The sequence below is a fragment of the Streptomyces viridochromogenes genome, from assembly GCF_001270495.1.
Classification (GTDB): domain Bacteria; phylum Actinomycetota; class Actinomycetes; order Streptomycetales; family Streptomycetaceae; genus Streptomyces; species Streptomyces viridochromogenes_A.
Map to the genome: position 1 here is coordinate 46,074 of NZ_LGUR01000151.1, position 21,470 is coordinate 67,543.

Annotated in this window: 16 protein-coding genes and 1 pseudogene; 8 read left to right on the plus strand and 9 right to left on the minus strand. The window is 68.4% G+C overall.

Annotation, left to right across the window (positions count from 1 at the left end):
• Positions 1 to 26 precede the first annotated feature (26 nt).
• Complete coding sequence (locus ADK36_RS16045) at positions 27 to 692, minus strand: DUF7019 family protein (RefSeq protein WP_048582418.1); 666 nt, start codon at positions 690 to 692, stop codon at positions 27 to 29.
• A 222-nt stretch (positions 693 to 914) separates the two neighbouring features.
• On the opposite strand from ADK36_RS16045, the gene ADK36_RS16050 reads away from it, so the two are divergent.
• Entirely contained in the window at positions 915 to 1,901 is a 987-nt protein-coding gene (locus ADK36_RS16050; protein WP_053198012.1) for an arabinan endo-1,5-alpha-L-arabinosidase, read from the plus strand.
• Positions 1,883 to 3,316 carry a family 43 glycosylhydrolase gene (locus ADK36_RS16055; RefSeq protein WP_053198014.1) on the plus strand — a complete coding sequence of 478 codons (1,434 nt, stop codon included), beginning with the start codon at positions 1,883 to 1,885 and terminating at the stop codon, positions 3,314 to 3,316. Before ADK36_RS16050 ends, ADK36_RS16055 begins: the two co-directional genes overlap by 19 nt.
• Positions 3,317 to 3,433: 117 nt before the next feature.
• On the opposite strand, the gene ADK36_RS16060 is transcribed toward ADK36_RS16055, so the two are convergent.
• The 8 genes and pseudogenes from ADK36_RS16060 to ADK36_RS16095 all read right to left on the minus strand — a co-directional run bounded on the left by ADK36_RS16060 (position 3,434) and on the right by ADK36_RS16095 (position 13,658).
• Complete coding sequence (locus ADK36_RS16060; protein WP_053198015.1) at positions 3,434 to 5,026, minus strand: pyridoxal phosphate-dependent aminotransferase; 1,593 nt, start codon at positions 5,024 to 5,026, stop codon at positions 3,434 to 3,436.
• Between the two features lie 146 nt (positions 5,027 to 5,172).
• Positions 5,173 to 6,234 (minus strand): annotated as a pseudogene (locus ADK36_RS16065) (aldose epimerase family protein); the annotation flags it as partial.
• Positions 6,235 to 6,286: 52 nt separating this feature from the next.
• Positions 6,287 to 7,531 carry a multiple monosaccharide ABC transporter permease gene (gene mmsB, locus ADK36_RS16070; RefSeq protein WP_048582376.1) on the minus strand — a complete coding sequence of 415 codons (1,245 nt, stop codon included), beginning with the start codon at positions 7,529 to 7,531 and terminating at the stop codon, positions 6,287 to 6,289.
• Complete coding sequence (gene mmsA / locus ADK36_RS16075) at positions 7,528 to 9,078, minus strand: multiple monosaccharide ABC transporter ATP-binding protein (protein ID WP_048582417.1); 1,551 nt, start codon at positions 9,076 to 9,078, stop codon at positions 7,528 to 7,530. Before mmsA ends, mmsB begins: the two co-directional genes overlap by 4 nt.
• A gap of 32 nt (positions 9,079 to 9,110) precedes the next feature.
• Complete coding sequence (gene chvE, locus ADK36_RS16080; protein ID WP_425315305.1) at positions 9,111 to 10,223, minus strand: multiple monosaccharide ABC transporter substrate-binding protein; 1,113 nt, start codon at positions 10,221 to 10,223, stop codon at positions 9,111 to 9,113.
• A 139-nt stretch (positions 10,224 to 10,362) separates the two neighbouring features.
• On the minus strand, positions 10,363 to 11,331 hold the full coding sequence (locus tag ADK36_RS16085) for a hypothetical protein (RefSeq protein ID WP_048582374.1): 969 nt from the start codon (positions 11,329 to 11,331) through the stop codon (positions 10,363 to 10,365).
• Between the two features lie 121 nt (positions 11,332 to 11,452).
• Positions 11,453 to 12,457, minus strand: coding sequence for a zinc-dependent alcohol dehydrogenase (locus ADK36_RS16090; protein WP_048582373.1), 1,005 nt, complete (start codon positions 12,455 to 12,457; stop codon positions 11,453 to 11,455).
• 37 nt (positions 12,458 to 12,494) lie between these two features.
• Positions 12,495 to 13,658 carry a mandelate racemase/muconate lactonizing enzyme family protein gene (locus ADK36_RS16095; protein WP_048582372.1) on the minus strand — a complete coding sequence of 388 codons (1,164 nt, stop codon included), beginning with the start codon at positions 13,656 to 13,658 and terminating at the stop codon, positions 12,495 to 12,497.
• A gap of 531 nt (positions 13,659 to 14,189) precedes the next feature.
• Between ADK36_RS16095 and ADK36_RS16100 the strand changes: the two genes are divergently transcribed.
• The 6 genes from ADK36_RS16100 to ADK36_RS49535 all read left to right on the plus strand — a co-directional run bounded on the left by ADK36_RS16100 (position 14,190) and on the right by ADK36_RS49535 (position 21,462).
• On the plus strand, positions 14,190 to 15,236 hold the full coding sequence (locus tag ADK36_RS16100; RefSeq protein WP_107083739.1) for a LacI family DNA-binding transcriptional regulator: 1,047 nt from the start codon (positions 14,190 to 14,192) through the stop codon (positions 15,234 to 15,236).
• A 153-nt stretch (positions 15,237 to 15,389) separates the two neighbouring features.
• A complete protein-coding gene (locus ADK36_RS16105; RefSeq protein ID WP_048582371.1) occupies positions 15,390 to 16,391 on the plus strand; it encodes an ABC transporter substrate-binding protein in 1,002 nt (333 codons plus the stop codon).
• 99 nt (positions 16,392 to 16,490) lie between these two features.
• Positions 16,491 to 18,029, plus strand: a complete 1,539-nt coding sequence (locus tag ADK36_RS16110; protein ID WP_053198017.1) for a sugar ABC transporter ATP-binding protein — start codon at positions 16,491 to 16,493, stop codon at positions 18,027 to 18,029.
• Positions 18,026 to 19,126 carry an ABC transporter permease gene (locus ADK36_RS16115; protein ID WP_048582369.1) on the plus strand — a complete coding sequence of 367 codons (1,101 nt, stop codon included), beginning with the start codon at positions 18,026 to 18,028 and terminating at the stop codon, positions 19,124 to 19,126. The genes ADK36_RS16110 and ADK36_RS16115 overlap by 4 nt, the downstream gene beginning before the upstream one ends.
• A complete protein-coding gene (gene yjfF, locus ADK36_RS16120; protein ID WP_048582368.1) occupies positions 19,123 to 20,163 on the plus strand; it encodes a galactofuranose ABC transporter, permease protein YjfF in 1,041 nt (346 codons plus the stop codon). The genes ADK36_RS16115 and yjfF overlap by 4 nt, the downstream gene beginning before the upstream one ends.
• 231 nt (positions 20,164 to 20,394) lie before the next feature.
• Positions 20,395 to 21,462, plus strand: a complete 1,068-nt coding sequence (locus tag ADK36_RS49535) for an SCO2400 family protein (RefSeq protein WP_053198018.1) — start codon at positions 20,395 to 20,397, stop codon at positions 21,460 to 21,462.
• Positions 21,463 to 21,470 lie beyond the last annotated feature (8 nt).

Here is a 21,470-nt window from a genome sequence, read left to right on the forward strand (position 1 = left end):
CGTCGATCGGTGCCGGCGGGCAGGCGTCACTCGCCCGCGAGCGCCACGAACAGCGGCGTGCCCACGACCACGTTCAGCTGTCGCCCCTGCGCGTCGGTGACCACGCCCGACAGCAGTCGTCGCGCCAGGAACTCACTGGGTTCGCCCGGCCCCCGCAGCCCCCGGCCGAGCTGCACGACCTGGCGCAGCATCTGCTCCGTCTCCGACGGCGACTCGCGGCGGGGGATGCCGCCCGGGGCGGTGAGCAGCCGGTCGTCGACGGCCTGCTGCACCAGGCGGAAGAGGGCGGGGAGCATGGAGTGGCCCACGACCGAGGACTCCGGCGACACCCGCTGTCCGTGGAGGTGACGCGCCGAGCCGATGAGGGCGACGACGGTGTCGCCCTCCTGCCCCATCATGAAGACCGGCCCGTCGGGGGACGCCCCGTACGCCGACGTCCGCAGCTCGCACTCGCCGCGGAACCAGGCCGAGGGCTCGCTCATCCACGAGATGTCGTGGTTGCGGTCCAGGTACGTCTCGACGATCGCCAAGCGGCCGTACATGTCCGCCTCGGTGCGGTCCTTCTGGACCGTCAGGCCGACGACCTTCAGGTCGACCTTCACCTCGGCCCGCAGGACGGACAACAGCTTGGGCGGAATCTGCCCGAACAGCATGTCCAGTTTCGCCTCGGACACATACGCGTAGTAGCGCACGATCCCCCCGGTGGTCGTCCGGCCCGACACGGTCCGCGTGCCATGGATGTAGTCAGCAGGGTAACCAGAGATCGAGATCGAACATCTGTTGCTGCGCGGACCATTGACGCGCAAGTGGTTCGATTCTACGGTCCGTTCGAACTTGCGAGCACTGTTCGATATATCGGTCAGATGTCGGCCAGATATCTGCCGACCTGTCCCCCCACCGCAAGGAGGACCCGCATGAGCCGCACCTCCCGCACCCTCCGCAGGCGAACCGCCCTGCTCACCCTCCCCGCCGCCGCCCTGCTCGCCCTGATCCCCTCCACCGCGTCCGCGTACCCCAACCCCGGCCGCGTCACCGGCGACGTCGTCACCCACGACCCGACGATGATCCGCACCTCGTCAGGTCAGTACCTGCTCTACGCCACCGGCGGCGGCATCGCCAACAAGACCTCCAGTGACCGCAGCGCCTTCAGGAACGGCCGCGACGCCTTCGCCGGCCGTCCCGGCTGGTGGTCGAACTACTCCTCCGTGCCGGAGGCCTGGGCGCCGGACATCTCGTATCACGGTGGCAAGTACCTGATGTACTACTCCGTCTCGAAGTTCCGCTCGAACACGTCCGCCATCGGCCTCGCCACCTCCACCACCGGCCAGCCGGGCAGCTGGACCGACCAGGGCGCGGTCTACACGTCCAACTCCTCCAGCGACTACAACGCCATCGATCCGAACCTCTTCGTCGACGGCGACGGCAAGTGGTGGCTGTCCTTCGGCAGTTTTTGGACCGGGATCAAGATGATCCAGCTCAACCCGTCCACCGGGAAACAGCTCTCCTCCAACACCACGCGGTACTCGCTCGCCTCCCGCCGGACCGGTCCCAACGCCGTCGAGGCTCCGTACATCGTGAAACGCGGCAGCTACTACTACCTCTTCGCCTCTTACGACACCTGCTGCGAAGGCACCAGTTCCACCTACAAGGTCAAGGTCGGCCGCGCCACCAGCATCACCGGGCCGTACACCGACAAGAACGGCGTCTCGATGATGAACAACGGCGGTACCCCCGTCCTGGAGTCGCACGGCAGCGTCATCGGCCCCGGCGGCCAGTCGATCATGAACGACGCCGACGGCGACCTGATCGTCTACCACTACTACGACGGCAACGACAACGGCACGCCCAAGCTGGGCATCAACCTCTTGAACTGGAGCACCGGATGGCCCGTCGCCTACTGACCCTGCTGGCAGCCCTGCTGCTGGCCCTCTCGATCGGCCAGCCCTCCGCGAGTGCCGCATCGTTCTCGAACCCCGTCAAGTCGGTCAAGGGTGCCGACCCCTGGATCTCGTACCACAACGGCAACTACTACATGGTGACGACGAGTTGGACCGACGTCATCACCATGCGCAAGTCCACCACCCTGGCCGGCCTCGCCACCGCGCCCAGCGTGCAGGTGTGGAAGGGGGACGCGGCCAGCCGCTGCTGCAACATCTGGGCGCCGGAGATCCACTTCCTCAACGGCCGCTGGTACCTGTACTACGTCGCCGGGCAGAACATCTCCGACTACAACCCGACCCAGCGCACCCATGTGCTGGAGAGCGCCGGGTCCGACCCGATGGGCCCGTACACCTACAAGAACCAGCTCAACTCCGGCTGGATGCTGGACGCGACGGTGGCGACCATCAACAACCAGCTGTACCTCTTCGGCAGCGCGACCGGCGGCGGCACGCAGAACATCGTCGCGGCCCGGATGTCGAACCCGTACACCCTCGCCACCGGCTTCTCCACCGTCTCCACGCCGACCTACGACTGGGAGCGCAACGGCACCGTCAACGAGGGCCCGGAGATCCTCCAGCGCGGCGGCAGGACCTTCCTCATCTACTCGGGCAGCGGCTGCTGGACCCCCGACTACAAGCTCGGCCAGCTGACCCTGACCGGATCCGACCCCCTGTCGGCCTCCTCCTGGACCAAGAAGTCCACGCCGGTCTTCCAGCGCAGTGACGCGAACGGCGTGTACGGCCCCGGTCACAACGGCTTCTTCACGTCCCCCGACGGCACCGAGAACTGGATCGTCTACCACGCCAACGACAGCGCGAGCGACGGCTGCGACAACGGCCGTACGACCCGGGCCCAGAAGTTCACCTGGAACTCCGACGGCACCCCGAACCTCGGCACCCCGGTCCGCCTCGGCGCATCCCTCGCGGGCCCCTCCGGGGAGCCGTCCAGCACCTCCACGACGTACACGGTCGTCAACCGCAACAGCGCCAAGTGCCTTGAAGTGGCCGGGAGTTCGACCGCCGACGGCCCCAACGTCCAGCAGTGGGCGTGCAACGGCGGCAACAACCAGAAGTGGCGCCTGGAGGACCTGGGCGACGACACCCACCGCCTGGTCAACGTCGCCACCGGCAAGGCCCTCGACACGGAGAGCTGCTCCACCGCCGACGGCGCCGACCTGAGGCAGTGGTCATGGCTGAACAACACCTGCCAGCGGTTCCGCTTCATCGCCACGGACGGCGGTCACGTCCGCATCGTCAACCAGGCCACAGGCAAGGTGGCCGACGCGACGAACTGCGGCACGACAGACGGCACGGACGTACGCCAGTGGACCTGGTTGGGCAACAACTGCCAGCAGTGGCGTTTGACGCCGGCGTAATGCGGCCGACCCAGGGGCGCGGGGCTGTATCGATATGCGGCTCCGCCGCGTGGGCGCGACCAGCCACAACGCTCCCGCAGTCGCACAAGCACCCGTCCCCCCTACGGCGACTAGGCGCTACCCGGTCTGCCCCATCCCCGCAGCGTTCGGCCAACTCTGACTGTTGGGCCACCCGGTCGCCGGGGCCGGGGTCAGCCCGGGAGCTGGTCCAGTCGTACCCCGCACCTGCGCCGCCGTGAGCCCACCCCGGGCCGGCATCCCCGGCGGCGTGGGTCCGGGCGCCATCGCCGCGGCCGGCGCCACGGGCGACGGGAACGGCATCGGTGCGGGGGCGACGGGCGCGGGGGCCGGCATCGGAGCCGGTGCCACCGGAGCCGGTGCCACCGGAGCCGGTGCCACCGGAGCCGGTGCCGGCATCGGCATACCGGCCCCGGGCATCGCCTGCGGCTGAGCCGCCGCAGGCACCCCCGCGGCCATGGCCTGCGCAGCAAGCGGCATTCCCGAACCGTTCGTGGAGCTGACCAACCGGTCCACGGCCGCCGTACCCGAGCTGTAGTTGTTCCCTGTTGCCAGCTCGGGCACGGCGGCTCCCCTCCTGGACCCGTAGAGCACCTGCTCCAGGCCGGACACCAGGCGACGCACGTCCACCTGGGGGCGCACCACGAGTCGCAGGAAGCGGCTGGACGAACCGATCTTGTTGCCGCACTCGCGGACCAGGATCCGGTGCTCGGTGAGCAGCCGGTCCCGGACCACGGTGCCTTCCGCGCCCACGGGGAGGCGCACGAAGAGGAAGTTGCCCTGCGAGGGGTAGACCGTCAGGCCGGGCAGCGCGGAGAGCTGGCTGGCCATGTCGAGGCGGTCCTTGCGCACCTGGTGGAGGCTCTGCGCGTACTCGGCGCCGTGGTTCTTGAGCATGAACACCACGTGCTCGGCGAAGGCGTTGAGGTTCCACTTCGGCAGCATCGAGCGGACCATCCCGGCCAGTGCCGGGTTGGCGACGAGGTAGCCGAAGCGGATGCCGTGCAGGCCGAAGTTCTTGCCGAGGGAGCGCAGGACGATGACGTTCGGGCGCAGCATCGCCTCCTGGACCACCGACGGGTCCTGCTCGGCGTCGGCGAACTCCAGGAAGGACTCGTCGACGATGACCAGGTCCAGGTCGGCCATCGCGTCCATGAACTGCACGAGCGCGTGCTTGTGGAGGTAGCCGCCGTCGGGGTTGTTCGGGTTGCAGATCACCGCGACCCGCGTGCCCCGGGCCCGGATGAACTCGGCGTACTGCGCGAGGTCCAGGGCGAATCCGCTGGACTCCTGGAGCGGGAACATGTCGACCCGCTTGCCGGTCTCCATCGGCTGGTCGGTCCAGCGGCCGAAGGTGGGGACGGGGATGGCGAGGGACTCACGGACCAGGAGGTGGTCGATCCAGGTGATCAGCTCCGTGGAGCCGTTGCCCATCGCCACGCACTGCGGCGGGAGTTGCAGCAGGCTGCACAGCTCGGCCGTGATCGTGTCGGCACTGCTCGGGTAGTACGTGATGATGTCCCGCAGCCGCGCCCCCATGTCCTGGAACATCTCCGGCGTCGGGAAGTACGGGTTGCAGGGAATGCAGAAGTCGACCGGACCGGCTCCGTCGCCGCCCTCACGCGTCAGCGCCGCCATCGACGGGCTGTGTGCCGCGGTGCTGCGGAACAGCGAGGTGACGTTGTCGGCCATGGAACCTCCGTGTTTGGGTGGCCCGCGCGGGGGAGCACGGGCCGCCCATACATACGGAGGCCGGGGTGGCGCTGTTCAACCACTGAGAAATCGGTGAGAACTTGTGTGCCACCTGTGAAGGACCGTCAGGGACGGTCGTGACGGGCTCAGCAGCTGAACGAGTGCACCGTCGTCGAACGGTACGTCTGCCCAGGTCGCAGCACCGTCGACGGGAACGACGGCTTGTTCGGCGAGTCCGGGAAGTGCTGCGTCTCCAGGCACAGCGCGTCGCCCTGCCGGTAGGTGCGGCCGGACGGGCCGACGAGGGTGCCGTCGAGGAAGTTGCCGGAGTAGAACTGCAGGCCCGGCTCGGTGGTCGCCATCCGCAGGGTGCGGCCGGAGGACGGGTCCTTCAGGGTCGCGATCCACTCGGGGCGCGGCGAGATGCCCTTGTCGAGCACCCAGTTGTGGTCGATGCCCTTGGCGTACAGCAGCTGCTGGTGGGCCTCGCGGAGGTCCTCGCCTATTCGCTTGGTGCGGCGGAAGTCGAAGGGGGTGCCCGCGACGGGGGCCAGCTCACCGGTGGGGATGAGGCCCGAGTCGACGGGGGTGTAGCGGGATGCGGCGATCTTCAGCTCGTGGTTCTCGATCGTGCCGCTGCCCTCGCCGGCGAGGTTCCAGTACATGTGGCTGGTGAGGTTGACGACGGTGGCCTTGTCGGTGGTGGCCTCGTAGTCGATGCCCCAGTCGCCGTGCTTGGTGAGGGTGTACGTCACCTTCACCTTGAGCGTGCCCGGGTAGCCCATCTCGCCGTCGGCCGACGTGCAGTGCAGGTACAGGCCGACGTCCGAGCCCTTGGTGAACGGCTCGATGTCCCACACGTGCTTGTCGAAGCCCTTGGCACCGCCGTGCAGGCTGTTCACGCCTTCGTCGACGTCGACCTGGCAGGCCTTGCCGTCGAGGGTGAACCGGCCCTTGCCGATGCGGTTGCCGTACCGGCCGATCAGGGCGCCGAAGTACGGGCTCTTGGCGACGTAGTCCTCGATGTTGTCGAAGCCCAGGGAGATGTTGGCGAACCGGCCGCGGCGGTCCGGGACCTCCAGCGACTGCACGATGCCGCCGTAGGAGAGGACCTTCATCCGCGTGCCGCCGTTGGCCAGCGACCAGCTGTGGACCTCGGTGCCGTCGGCGAGCTTGCCGAAGAGTTCCTTCACGGGTGCTCCCCGCCCTTCTCACGTGAAAGGGGCCCCGCCCGTCGGCGAGGCCCCTTTTCCGGTGCTGTCAGCTACCGACCTTGCGCTTGTTCCACACGTCGAACCCGACCGCCGCCAGCAGCACCAGGCCCTTGATGACCTGCTGCCAGTCGGTGCCGATGCCGACGAGGTTCATGCCGTTGTTCAGCACGCCCAGGACCAGGCCACCGATGATCGCGCCGAGGACGGTGCCGACGCCGCCGCTCATCGACGCGCCGCCGATGAACGAGGCCGCGATCGCCTCCAGCTCGAAGTTGAGGCCGGCCTTGGGCGAGGCCGCGTTGAAGCGGGCGGCGAAGACCAGACCCGCCAGGGCCGCGAGCATGCCCATGTTCACGAAGATCAGGAAGGTGACCTTCTTGTCCTTCACACCCGACAGCTTGGCCGCGGGCAGGTTGCCGCCGATCGCGTAGATGTGGCGGCCGATGATCGCGTTGCGCATCACGTAGCCGAAGCCGACGAGCAGCACGCCCAGGATGAGCAGCACGATCGGGGCGCCCTTGTAGCTGGCCAGCAGCATCGTCAGCGTGAGGATGGCGGCGCCGAGCGCGACCAGCTTCAGCAGGAACAGGTTGAGGGGCGGGACGTCGAGGTGGAACTCCTGCTGGCGGCGGCGGTCACGGAACTCCTGGAAGACCACGAACGCGATCATCGCGAAGCCGAGCAGCAGTGTGAGGTTGTGGTAGTTCGTGTTCGGACCGACCTCGGGCAGGAAGCCGTTGGCGACCTTCTGCAGGCCCTCCGGGAACGGGCCGAGGGTCTGGCCCTCAAGGAAGATCTCGGTCAGACCGCGCCAGATCAGCATGCCCGCGAGGGTCACGATGAACGATGGTATGCCGCCGTACGCGATGAAGAACCCTTGGATGGCGCCCGCGATCGCGCCCACCGCCAGGCAGAGGATGACGGCGACCGGCCATGGCAGGTCGTTCTTGACCATGAACACGGCCGCCATCGATCCGATGAACGCCGTCAACGAGCCGACCGACAGGTCGATATGGCCCGCGATGATCACCAGCATCATGCCCATCGCGAGGATGAGGATGTAGCTGTTCTGCAGCACCAGGTTGGAGACGTTGCGCGGCAGCAGCAGGTCACCGTCGGTCCACACGGCGAACAGCGCCACGATCAGGCCGAGGGCGATCAGCATGCCGTACTGCCGCATGTTGCGGCGCATGCCGTCCAGCACCAGCTGGAGCAGACCGTCGCCCGCGGCCCCTCCGCTCTTGCCCGGCGGCGCGGGGGCCGGGGTCTTGGCGGTCACATCCGTGCTCATCGGGATACCTCTTTGTCCTTTGTCATCTGACGCATCAGCGATTCCTGCGAGGCCTCTGCCCGCGAGAACTCACCGGTCAGCCGCCCCGCGGCCATCGTGTAGATGCGGTCGCACATGCCGAGCAGTTCCGGCAGCTCGGAGGAGATGAAGACGACCGCCTTGCCCTGGGCGGCCAGCTGGTCGATGACCGTGTAGATCTCGTACTTGGCACCGACGTCGATGCCACGCGTCGGCTCGTCCAGGATCAGCACATCGGGACCCGCGAAGATCCACTTGCTGAGGACGACCTTCTGCTGGTTGCCGCCGGACAGCTTGCCCACCGGCTCGAAGACGGTCGGCGCCTTGATGTTCATGGACTTGCGGAAGCCCTCGGCGACCTGCCGCTCCTCGTGCTCGTCGACCACGCCCCGCTTGGCGACCTTGCCCAGCGCGCTGAGCGAGATGTTGCGGTTGACGGTGTCGATGAGGTTGAGGCCGTAGTGCTTGCGGTCCTCGGTGACGTACGCGATGCCGTGCTTGACCGCCTCGGGGACGGTCTTGGTACGGATCTCCGTGCCGTCCTTGAGGACCGTGCCGCCCGCATGGCGGCCGTACGTCCGCCCGAAGACGCTCATCGCCAGCTCGGTGCGGCCGGCGCCCATCAGGCCCGCGATGCCGACGATCTCGCCGCGCCGCACCTCGATCGACACGTCGTCGACGACCTTGCGCTGTTGGTCGATCGGGTGGTGCACGGTCCAGTTGCGGATCTCAAGCGCCGGGTGGGCGCCCTCCTCCGGCTCGTGCGGCGTGCGGTCCGGGAAGCGGTTCTCCAGGTCGCGGCCGACCATCCCGCTGATGATCCGGTCCTCGGTGGTCTCCGGCGCCTTCACATCGAGGGTCTCGATGGTCTTGCCGTCGCGCAGGATCGTCACCGAGTCGGCGACCTTGCGGATCTCGTTGAGCTTGTGGGAGATGATGATCGAGGTGATGCCCTGCTTCTTCAACTCCAGGATCAGATCCAGGAGTTTGCCGCTGTCCTCGTCGTTCAGGGCCGCGGTCGGCTCATCCAGGATGAGCAGCTTCACCTTCTTCGACAGCGCCTTCGCGATCTCCACCAGCTGCTGCTTGCCCACGCCGATGTCGGCGACGCGGGTGTCGGGGTGGTCGCTGAGACCGACCCGGCGCAGCAGCTCGGAGCCGTGCCGTAGGGTCTCCCGCCAGTCGATGAACCCGCCCTTGGCGTGCTCATTGCCGAGGAAGATGTTCTCCGCGAGGGAGAGGAACGGTGACAGCGCCAGTTCCTGGTGGATGATGACGATGCCGCGGTGCTCGCTCGCCCGGATGTCCTTGAACTCGCAGACCTCCCCCTCGAAGAGGATGTCTCCCTCGTAGGTGCCGTGCGGGTGGACGCCGGAGAGGACCTTCATCAGGGTCGACTTACCGGCGCCGTTCTCACCGCAGATGGCGTGGACCTCGCCCTGCTGGACGGTCAGTGTGACGTCCGACAGCGCCTTGACGCCGGGAAAGGTCTTGACGATCGAGCGCATTTCCAGGACGGGTCCCGCCATGGTCGTGCCTTCCAATCAGAGTGTGCCGGCGGTTAGTTGAGGTCGCTTTCCTTGATGTAGCCGGTGTCGACGACCTCCTTCTTGTAGTTGGTCTTGTCGACGCTGACCGGAGTGAGCAGGTAGGCCGGGACGACCTTGGAGCCGTTGTCGTACGTCTTGGTGTCGTTGACCTCGGGCTTCTTGCCCTTGAGCGCCGCGTCGACCATGTTCGAGGCGACCTTGGCGAGCTCACGGGTGTCCTTGTAGACGGTCATCGCCTGCTGGTCGGCGATGATCGACTTCACCGAGGCGACCTCGGCGTCCTGGCCGGTGACGATCGGCCACGGCTTGTTCTTGGTGCCGTAGCTGTCCGACTTCAGCGCCGAGAGGATGCCGATGGAGATTCCGTCGTACGGCGAGAGGACCGCGTCGACGCGCTCGCTCTTGTACGCCGAGGTCAGGATCTCGTCCATGCGGTTCTGGGCCTTGCCACCGTCCCAGCGCAGGGTGGTGACCTGGTTGAGCTTGGTCTGGCCGGAGCGGACGACGAGCTGCTTCTTGTCGATGTACGGCTGCAGGACGTTCATCGCGCCCTGGAAGAAGTAGCGCGTGTTGTTGTCGTCGTTGGAGCCGGCGAACAGCTCGATGTTGAACGGGCCCTTCTTGGAGCCGTCCTTCAGACCGAGCTTCTCGACGATGTAGTTGCCCTGGAGCTCGCCGACCTTCTCGTTGTCGAACGACGCGTAGTAGTCGACGTTCTCCGTGCCCAGGATCAGGCGGTCGTAGGAGATCACCGGGATGTTCGCGTCCTTGGCCTGCTGGAGCACGCTGTTCATCGACTTGTTGTCGATGGCCGCGACGATCAGCGCCTTCACGCCCTGCGTGATCAGGTTCTCGATCTGCCCGACCTGCTGGTCCGTGTCGTCCTCGCCGTAGACCAGCCTGGTCTTGTAGCCCTTGGACTCCAGGTCCTTGACGACGTTGTTGCCGTCGGCGATCCAGCGCTCGGAGGACTTGGTCGGCATCGCGATGCCGATGGTCGCGCCCTTGGTGTCGCCGGCCTCCTGCTTGCTGCCGCCCTCGCCGCTCTGGCCGCAGGCGGACAGGGTCAGGGCGAGGGAGGCGGCTCCGGCTATGGCGGCGAGTGCGGCTCTGCGAGTGCGCATGGTCATCATCCTTGATGTGTGTGAGCAGGGCTCCGTCTGGCGGAGCGAAGACGCTTCGAGGGTTGAACGGTGTCGACCGACTGTGTGTGGGATTGTGTTCGACTGCGTCTTCTTCTGTGAAGGGGGTTTGTCCGGAACGTTATGCGGGAGTTTCGAAACGCTTCAGCGTCCCGGGCAGCCGTGAACCGAGAGGCGCCATGTCGCCGTCAGCTCCGTGCCGTGCGAGCAGGTCCAGCGCCAGGCGTCCGCGCCGTACGCGTTCCTTGGCGGTGGCCAGCGTCAGGTCCCGCATGTGGTGGCCGTAGGGGTAGATCCCGGGAGCCTTGGAGAGCCCGAACTTCAGGTAGAGCGGTGCGCCGCGCCGGATCAGCTCGGCGACCTCGTACATCCGGATGTAACCGCCGAGGTCGTCGGGGGCCTCGATGTACATGTCCATGGGGGCGGCGGAGACGCGGCGGATCTCGGTGAGGTGATCCAGCGTCAGGTCGCTGGGCACGTTGATCGAGTCGCCGCCGAGGTTCTCGTACACGGCGTACGCCATCGGGTTGACCGGACCGATCAGCGCCGACACCTTCAGCGTCGTGTCGGCCGGCAGGACCCCCGCGGCCCGCGCCCGGTGCAGCGTCCACAGCACACCCTCGTCGGCGACGAGGAGGCACTTCACGCCCAGCTCGGTGGCGCGTACGGCGTCCTCGACGCACCCGGCGACCGCGTCGTGGCCCCGGGCGCGCAGTCCGCCGCCCTTGGAGTCGGTGCGGGTGGAGCCGCCGATGTCCCAGGTGCCGCGCGGGCCGGTGAACAGGCAGAGCTCGATGTCGCGCTCGGCGGTCGCCTCCACCATCTCGGTGATCTCGGCGTCGGTCAGCATCCAGATGCCGCTGCCCTGGCTGATCCGGTGGATCGGCACATCGAGTCGCGAGGACTCCTTGAGGACCACGGCGAGCGCCTCGGGGCCTTCCACGGAGGGAACCTCGGTGCGCCAGCGGCCGCCGCCGGGGAAGGTGTGCGGAGAGGCGTCGGAGGGGTCGAGGGCGGGCGCCCCCAGACCGAGTGCGGCGAGCGCCTGCTCGCCGGGGCGGCGCGGCGTCTGAGCGTTGGTGTCGGTCACAAGCTGTCCTTCATGTTCGATATATCGGACGAGGGTCGCGGCTCTGGTCGTGCGGGGCTTTGGGTGTACGCCGGTACGAAGTCGTCAGGTACCCCGTACCGGCGTACGGCTCAGGGGTGTGTCATGGCCGCAGCAGGACCTTTCCGACCTTCGGGTCGCCGGACCCCACCAACTCGATGGCCTGCGGGAACTCCTCCAGCGGCAGCTCGTGCGTGACCAGCGGCAACGGGTCGAGGAGTCCCGCCCCGAAGACCCGCACGGTGTGCGCCCAGGCGTCCGGCGCCGCGCCGAACACGGTCTGCACCTCCAGCTGCCGCACGACGAGATCGGTCGGGTCGAGCCCGTCCGCGCCCGGCGCCGGGATGCCCGTCAGGATCAGCCGTCCGCCCCGGCGCAGCAGGGCGGCGGCGGTGCGCGCCGCGTCCGCGGACCCGGCGGTCTCGATGACGACGTCGAAGTCGTCCGGCAGTTCCTCGTCCTTGGTGCGGAAGTCCGTGGCGCCGAACCGCTTCGACAGCTCGGCCCGGTCCGGACGCGTCCCCACGACGAGCAGCTCGGCCGGCGAGCCCGCCTTCAGGAACTGAACGGCGAACATCCCGAGCGTGCCCGTGCCCACCACGGCCACCCGCTCGCCCGGCACCGCGTTCGCCTTGAGCGCGGCGGCCGCGATGCACGCGGCCGGCTCCAGCAGCGCGGCCGCCGTCAGGTCGGCGTCGTCCGGCAGCACGTGCAGCAGCCGGGCCGGAAGCGTGAGCGTGGCGGCCATGGCGCCCGGCTGGGTGAAGCCGGTCTCCTCGTAGCCCGCCGTGCACAGGGTGGTCTCGCCCGCGTGGCAGCGGTCGCAGACCTGGCAGTTCCGGAAGCCCTCGCCCACCACCTTGCGGCCCACCAGGCTCGCGGGGACGCCGTCACCGACCGCCGCCACCGTGCCGGACCACTCGTGGCCCGGGGTGAGCGGATAGCGGACGTACCCCTCCGGCCGGTTGCCCTGGAAGACCTCGCGGTCACTGCCGCAGATCCCCGAGGCGTGCACCCGGACCAGGGCCTCGCCCGCTTCCGGCTGCCGGGGCTCGTGCGGGACGAGCCGGTGCTCGCCCGGAGCCTCGATCACGACGGCGGTGCTCACTGGGTCCTCCCGGTGCCGGGCCGACGGGTAATGGTGCTCACTCAGTGCCCTTGGGCTTGCGCTGCTCCCAGCCGTCGGCCCACAGGTCGAACCGGGCCTGCTGCTGCGGGAACTCCGCGGCGGCGTCGACGTCCAGCTCCACACCGAGACCGGGCTCGTGGGAGAGGTGGAAGCAGCCGTCCTCGGGGTTCACCTGGGGGGCGCCCTTGACGACCTTCTTGATCTCCGCGTCCGCGAAGTCGTTGAAGTGCTCAAGGATCTTGAAGTTGGGGGCGGTGAAGCCGACCTGGAGGGAGGCGGCGGTCAGCACGGGCCCGCCCACGTTGTGGGGCGCGACCAGCATGTAGTGGGTCTCGGCGGTGGCGGCCAGCTTGCGGGTCTCCCAGATGCCGCCGATGTGGCCGACGTCCGGCTGGATGATGTCCACGGCCTGGCTCTCGAAGAGCTCCCGGAACTCGATGCGGTCGTGGATGCGCTCACCCGTGGCAACCGGCATGTCGACCTTGGCGGCGACCTTCTCCAGCGCCTTCAGGTTCTCCGGCGGCACCGGCTCCTCCAGCCACGCGGGCTTGAAGGGCGCCAGCTCCTTGGCCAGGCGGACGGCGGTGGCGGGGGAGAAGCGGCCGTGCATCTCCAGCATCAGCTCGGCGTCCGGGCCGATGGCGTCGCGCACGGCCTCGATCAGGGAGACCGCGTAGAGGCTCTGCTCGTGGTCGAGCTCGAAGTGGCCGGTCCCGAACGGGTCGATCTTGAGCGCCCGGTAACCGCGCTCCATGACGCCCTGGGCCGCCTTGTGGTACGCCTCCGGCGTCCGCTCGGTGGTGTACCAGCCGTTGGCGTACGCCTTGACCTTGTCGGTGACCTTGCCGCCGAGCAGCTGCCAGACCGGAACGCCGAGCGCCTTGCCCTTGATGTCCCAGCAGGCCATCTCGATCACGGCGATACCGGACATCACGATCTCGCCGGCCCGGCCGTAGTCGCCGTACTTCATCCGCTTGACGAGATCCTCGACAGCGAACGGGTCGGAGCCGAGAATGTGGTTGGTCTTCGCCTCGTGCAAATAGCCGAGCAGTGCGTCGGTGTGGCCCAGCATGCGGGTCTCGCCGACGCCGGTGAGCCCCTCGTCGGTGTGCACCTGGACGTAGGTCAGGTTCCGCCACGGTGTTCCGACCACGTGTGTGCTGATTCCCGTGATGCGCACGGCACTCCCTGTCCTCTTCGGTCTGTTCGAAATTTCGGCACTCGTTCGAAATGCTGTCGCGACAGTAGGGACGACCGCATGCGAGTGTCAATGGGTCTACAAACAACGGTTTCGACGCGACCCCGCAGGCGGCCGGCGAGGCGGATGTGACGGGGTGCGCCACGCGGATCTCCGGGCTCTTCGACGGTGCGTGCACGCCTCCCCCGGTGGGTACTCGGATCGCCCCTGACCAGGTAAAACACCCCCGGCCTCGCGATCTGCGCCGCTCGTTGCGTTATTCAACCGTGACGGCTTGTCTGTCGCAGCCCTCTTGACCGGAATGAATTGTTAGCGCTCACAATACGTCCGCGTTCACCAGTCGGTCCCGACGGCATGCAAAGGAGGTACGAGCGTCGTGTCAGCAGTGCTTCAACTCGCCTTCCCGCCCCGTGCCGTTGGCCCTTCCGGAACAGCGGTATGACACGGCCGGCGCCGAACCATCGGCCCTCGGCGCAGGTCTTATCGGCAGACGACAGCCAAGGAGGTGCGGCTGTGGCACCCTCGCAGCTTCGGCCGCCCACCATGGCCGACGTGGCACGCCAGGCCGGCGTGTCCCACCAGACCGTGTCCCGCGTGCTGGGGGACCACCCCAATGTGCGGGACGAGACACGGGCCAAGGTGCTGCGCGTGATCGAGGAGATGGGCTACCGCCGCAACTTCTCCGCACGGGCCCTGGCGACCCGGCGCACCCGGACCCTGGGTGTGGTCGCCTCCAACACCACGCTCTACGGTCCGGCCAGTACCTTGTTCGCGCTGGAGGAGGCGGCGCGTGCCGAGGGCTATCTGGTCTCGACGGTCAGTCTGCGCAGGCTGACGGTGGAGACGCTGTCCGAGGCCCTGGACCGCCTCAGCGAGGGCGGGGTGGAGGGGGTCATCGCCATCGCCGCGCAGCGGTCGGCGGTCGAGGCTCTCGCCGAACTCCGCCACCCGTTCCCGGTGGTGGCCGTGGGCACCGGCTCGGGCGCCGGGGTCCCCAGCGTCAACGTGGATCAGAGTCTGGGCGCACGGCTGGCCACCGGCCATCTGCTCGCCGCGGGCCACCGCAGGGTCTGGCATCTCGCCGGGCCCGAGGACTGGCAGGAGGCGGTGGACCGGGTCACCGGCTGGCGGGCGACCCTCGAAGAGGCGGACGTGGAACCACCGATGCTGCTGCGGGGGGACTGGAGCCCGCTGTCGGGCTACCGGGCCGGCCAGGAACTGGCGGGCTGGGTGGGGCGCGGCCTGACGGCCGTCTTCGTGGCCAACGACCAGATGGCACTGGGGGTGTTGCGGGCGCTGCGCGAGGCGGGCGTGCGTACGCCCCAGGACGTCGCGGTGGCCGGCTTCGACGACATTCCGGAGTCGGAGTTCTTCGCCCCGCCGCTCACCACCGTCCGGCAGGACTTCGCGACGGTGGGCAAGCGGAGCATCGCCCTGCTGCTGGACCTGATCGAGGGTCGTACCTCCTCCGGGACGTCCCAGGTCGCCATCGAGCCCCAACTAGTCGTCCGCGCAAGCACGTTCCCGTACCTTCCTCAACCGGGAGTCGCTCCCGGCTGACATGGCACCACACGGTCGCCGTCCGCCCCTAGGGCAAGTGTGGCCGACATTTCGAACGATGATCGACAGGCTGGACGCGGTGCAGCCGGTCCACACGAGTACCAACCCAGTACCAGCGGTCCATCCCCGGGCCGGCTCTTCAAAGGAGAAGACATGCTCAACAGAAGGAACTTCCTCACTGCGGCGGTCGGCGTGGCGGCCACGGCCGGTCTGGCGGCCTGCGCCAAGGAGGACGGCTCCTCCTCCGACTCCTCCTCCGGCGGCAGCAAGGCGATCACCCTCGGCTTCGCCCAGGTCGGCTCCGAGAGCGGCTGGCGCACCGCCAACACCGACTCGGTGAAGGCGGCCGCCAAGGAGGCGGGCTTCAGACTGCAGTTCTCCGACGCGCAGCAGAAGCCGGAGAACCAGATCTCCGCGATCCGCAGCTTCATCGCGCAGAAGGTGGACGTCATCGCCTTCTCGCCGGTGGTCGTCAAGGGCTGGGACGCCGTGCTCAAGGAGGCCCAGGCGGCGAAGATCCCGGTCATCCTGACCGACCGGTCCGTCGAGAGCGACGAGTCCCTGTTCGTCACCCTGGTCGGCTCCGACTTCACCGACGAGGGCCGCCGCGCCGCCAAGATCCTGGAGAAGGTTCTGGAGAAGGCCGGCCACAAGGGCAAGGTGAAGATCGCTCAGCTGGAGGGCACCACCGGTGCCGCCCCCGCGATCGAGCGCGCCAAGGGCTTCAAGGAGGTCATGGACGCGGAGCACAAGGACGACTGGGAGATCGTCGCCAGCCAGACCGGTGACTTCACCCGCGCCGGCGGCAAGCAGGTCATGCAGGCCTTCCTGCAGTCCAACCCGGACATCGACGTGCTGTTCGCGCACAACGACGACATGGGTCTCGGCGCCATCCAGGCCATCGAGGCGGCCGGCAAGAAGCCCGGCAAGGACATCCTCATCGTCACGGTCGACGGTGTGAAGGACGGCTTCATCGCCATGTCCGAAGGCAAGATCAACGCGATCGTCGAGTGCAACCCGCTGCTCGGCCCCCAGCTGATGGAGGTCGTGAAGACGGTCCACGAGGGCGGCAAGGTCGAGCGCTGGATCAAGACCAAGGAGAGCGACTTCATGCAGGACCAGGCCAAGGACGCGCTCCCCACCCGCAAGTACTGACCGACCGCACCCACCGGCAGGGAGCCTCCGGCCGACCGGCGACCATCCGGCCCGGAAGGCTCCCTGCGGGCCTGAACCCATATCGCGAGGAGCGCTGCCATGGCAGAGCCGCGGCCCGTCCTGGAGATGACGGGCATAGTCAAAGAATTTCCGGGGGTACGGGCTCTGTCGGGCGTCGACTTCCGGCTCTTCCCCGGCGAGATCCACGCCCTCATGGGCGAGAACGGAGCCGGGAAGTCCACCCTCATCAAGGTGCTGACCGGGGTGCACCCCCTGGACGGCGGCACCATCACCCTCGACGGCAAGGCCGTGCGGATCGGCAGCCCGCTGGAGGCGCAGCACGCCGGCATCAGCACGGTCTACCAGGAGGTCAACCTCTGCCCCAACCTCTCGGTGGCGGAGAACATCTTCATCGGCCGTGAACCCACCCGCGCGGGCCGCATCCAGTGGAAGCGGATCCGCAAGGAAGCCGCGGAGATGGTCGACCGCCTCGGCCTCGACATCGACGTGACGGCGCCGCTGTCCTCGTACCCGCTGGCCGTGCAGCAACTGGTCGCGATCGTACGGTCGGTGGGCCACGGCGACAGCGACGGCGAGGGCTCCGGCACCAAGGTGCTCGTCCTGGACGAGCCCACCTCCAGCCTCGACCGCGACGAGGTCCTCGAACTCTTCCGCCTGATGCGGCGGCTGCGGGACGAGGGCGTCGCGATCCTCTTCGTGTCGCACTTCCTCGACCAGATCTACGAGATCTGCGACCGCATGACCGTGCTGCGCAACGGGACCCTGGTCGGCGAGCACATGGTGGCCGACCTCGACCAGGTCGGGCTGATCGAGCTGATGATCGGCAAGGCCCTGGACCAGCTGGAGGGGCTGCACGAGCACCAGCTGCGCTCCGACGTCGGCGAGACGCTCGTCAAGGCCGAGGGCCTCGGCCGCACCGGCGGTATCGCCCCCTTCGACCTGGAGATCAAGAAGGGCGAGGTGCTCGGCCTCGCCGGACTGCTCGGCTCGGGCCGCACCGAACTGGCCCGGCTGCTGTTCGGCGCCGACCAGCCCGACAGCGGCAAGGTGACCATCGCCGGCAAGCAGGTCTCGATGAGCGCCCCCAACGACGCCATCGGCGCCGGTGTCGCGTTCTGCTCGGAGAACCGCAAGACCGAGGGCCTCGTCCCCGACCTCACGGTGCGCGAGAACATCATCCTCGCTCTTCAGGCGTCCCGCGGCTGGACCCGGCCCATCCCGGCCGCCCAGCGCGACGAACTCGTCGCCAAGTACATCAAGGCCCTCGACATCCGCCCCGCCAACCCCGAGGCCCGCGTGGGCCAGCTGAGCGGCGGCAACCAGCAGAAGGTGCTGCTCGCCCGCTGGCTGATCACCCAGCCGAAGCTGCTGATCCTCGACGAGCCCACCCGCGGCATCGACGTCGGCGCCAAGGCCGAGATCCAGAAGCTCGTGGTCTCCCTCTCCGAGGACGGCATGTCCGTGCTGTACATCGCGGCCGAACTGGAGGAGGTGCTCCGGCTCAGCCACACCATCGGAGTGCTGCGCGACCGCAAGCTCGTGGCACAGCTGACCAACGGCCCGGAGATCACCACCAGCAAGATCCTGGAGACCATCGCGAGCGGAGAGCACCAGTGAGTACCCCATCAGCGACCACCCCCTCCCGCTGGCGAGCACTGACGCACCACCACCTGTTCTGGCCGGTCGCGGTCCTGATCGCCCTGCTGCTCGTCAACGTCCCCTTCACACCCGACTTCTTCGCGATCCGGATGGCGGACGGCCACCTCTACGGCAGCCTCGTCTCGATCGTGCTGTTCGGCTCGCCGCTGATCCTCGTGGCGGTCGGCATGACCCTGGTCATCGCCACCGGCGGCATCGACCTCTCCGTCGGCGCCGTGGTCGCCATCACCGGCGCCCTGACCTGTTCGTACATCAGCGACCAGGCCGACCAGAACGCGCTGGCGGGGGTCTTCCTCGCCATGGGCATCGGCCTGGTGGCGGCAGTGGTCTGCGGCCTGTGGAACGGCTTCCTGGTCGCCCGGATGGGCATCCAGCCCATCATCGCGACCCTCATCATCATGGTCGCCGGACGCGGTGTCGCCCAGCTGATCACCGACGGCCAGATCATCACCATCAACAGCGAGCCGTACAAGCTGATCGGCGGCGGCTACTGGCTGACCCTGCCCTTCTCCATCTTCGTGGTGGCCGCCGTCGTGGCCGTCACCGTGGCCCTGACCCGCCGCACCGCGCTCGGCCTGCTCGTCGAGTCGGTCGGCGGCAACGCCGAGGCCAGCCGCCTGGTCGGCATCAGGTCCATGCGCATCAAGATCATGGTGTACATGTTCTGCGCCCTGTGCGCGGGCATCGCCGGCCTGATGATCAGCTCCAACACCTCGGCCGCGGACGGCAACAACGCCGGCCTGTGGATCGAGCTGGACGCGATCCTCGCGGTGGTCATCGGCGGCACCTCGCTGCTCGGCGGCCGGTTCTCGATCGGCGGCACGGTGATCGGCGCCCTCGTGATCCAGACCCTGACCACCACGATCTACACCATCGGCGTGCCCACCCAGACCAACCTGGTCTTCAAGGCCGCCGTCGTCATCGTCGTCTGCCTGCTGCAGTCCCCGAAGTTCCGGGCCAAGGTCTTCGGCGCGAAGGGACGCGCCCGGACCACCGCCCCGGCGGAGCCCGCCACCCCGGCCGACGCCGCCCCGAAGATGGAGGTGTCGCGATGAGCGCGACCACCAAGACCCGTACGGCAGCGGAAGGCCGTACGGCGTCCAAGCCGGCCCAGGCGTCCGCGGCCGCGCGCCTGCTCGGCGACCGGCGGCTGCCCGTCCTGGTCACGGTCGGCCTGTTCCTCGCGATGTACATCGGCGGTATCAGCCGCTACCAGAACTACGGTTTCGGCGAACCGCAGGTCTTCCTCAACCTGTTCATCGACAACGGCTATCTGCTGGTCGCCGCCGTCGGCGCCACCTTTGTCATCATGGCCGGCGGCATCGACCTGTCCGTCGGCTCGCTGATCGGCTTCACCACCATGTTCACGGCGTGGCTGGTGGAGCGTCAGGGACTGCCGCTGCTGCTGGTCATCCCGCTCGCCCTGGGGGTGGGCGCGTTCGGCGGCTTCCTCATGGGCTATGTGATCCACAACTTCGAGATCCAGCCGTTCATCGTGACCCTCGCCGGCCTCTTCCTCTTCCGGGGCCTGTGCCTGGTCATCAGCAAGGAGTCCATCTCCATCAGCGACTCCACGGTGAGCAGCATGGCCCAGACCCGGGTGTCAATCGGACTGGGGGAGATGTCGATCGGCGCCCTCGTCGCCCTGGTCGTCCTCGCCGCCGCCTTCTACATACTCCACTACACGCGCTTCGGCCGCCGGGTGTACGCCATCGGTGGCAACGAGCAATCCTCGCTGCTGATGGGGCTTCCGCTGGGCGGCACGAAGATCGCCGTGTACACGGTGAGCGGCTTCTGCTCGGCGCTGGCCGGCCTGCTGTTCATGCTGTACATCCAGTCCGGTGACCCGCTGCACGCCGTCGGCATGGAACTCGACGCGATCGCCGCGGTCGTCATCGGCGGCACACTGCTGACGGGCGGCTCCGGTTACGTCCTGGGCACCCTGTTCGGCGTCCTCGTACTGGGCCTGATCAAGACCATCATCCAGTTCGAGGGGACGCTCAGCTCCTGGTGGACGAAGATCGCCACGGGTGTGCTGCTGGGCGCGTTCATCCTGATCCAGCGGGCGATGACGACGCGTAAGCAAACATAGGCCGGATCTGGGGAGTTGGGTCGACGTGGCCCGTCGCACGGCGTACGTGCGACGGGCCACGTGACGTTGTTGTACGGGCCACCCGAGTTGCCGTACGGAACTCGGCGCGGGGATCGCGCCGAATAGTCGGGCTTGACCCCCACCGACCAAACCGGAAAGGCCAGTTCCGCACACAACCTTCACAGCAGCGCCTAGGAAAGCTGTGGGTCGGTTCCTTAGTCTTCCCGCGTCATGGACTACTGCCACCCGTGCCGCAGGCACCTCAACGGCGCCCTCGCCTGCCCGGGGTGCGGCGCCGCGATCGAAGAGCTGCGCATGCACGCGGGCGTGCCGGACGAGGCGTACCCGCAGCTGGCCGAGCGGGCCGAATACGTGCCCGCGGGCGGCCAGGGCTCGTACGAGGCGTACGAGGGGCAGTACGGGAGTGACACGGGGCGGTACGGGAGTGACACGGGGCGGTACGGGGGCGGCGAGGGCCGGTACGGCGGCGGTACGGGGCAGTACGGGGCCGGTGCGAGGCAATACGGCAACGGCGAGTACGGCGACGGCGAGTACGGCGACAGCCATGCCGACGCCGGCCACACCGGGGAGGCCGCGGAGGCGGACACGGACGCAGGTGAGGCGGCCGAGGCCGTGCCGGTCGGCGGACGGGCCGCGCGCCGGGCGGCTCAGCGGCGTGGCCGCAAGCGCGGTCACGAGGAGCCCGACGAGTACGCCGGGCACGCCGAACAGGCGGAGTACGACGACGAGGACGACGACTTGGACGAGGAGTCCGGGTCGGCCGGCGCCAGCCGTCGCGATCGCAAGGCCGCCGCGCATCGGCGCCGCCGTCGCCGGACCCTGCTGATCGCCGCGGGCTTCGTCCTGGCCGCCGGGGGGCTGAGCCTCGCGGAGCTGGGCATGGACGCCCCGGGTTCGAGCCCGAAGCCGGCGGCCGCCGGGGACGAGTCGGCGGAGGGCGCGGCGTCGGAAGAGGTGTCCGCGTCCCCCGACGCGACGGACGCCGCGACGCGGACGGGTGGGAACTCACCGTCGCCGGACCCCTCGGCGTCTCCCTCGTCCTCGAAGTCGCCCAAGGACGAGGACGAGAAGAAGGACAAGGACAAGACCCCCGACAAGGACGCCCGGTCCGCGGCGCCGGGCAGCGGCGACGACTCCGGCGCCGCCACCTCGGCCCCCACTCCTACGTCCGAGCCGGCGGCCCCGGCGCCCACGGCCGACCCGACCACGTCGGACCCGACGCCGGAACCGTCGCCGTCGGAGACGGAGTGCGACCGGTTCCTGTGGTGGTGCACCTAGGCCGTTCG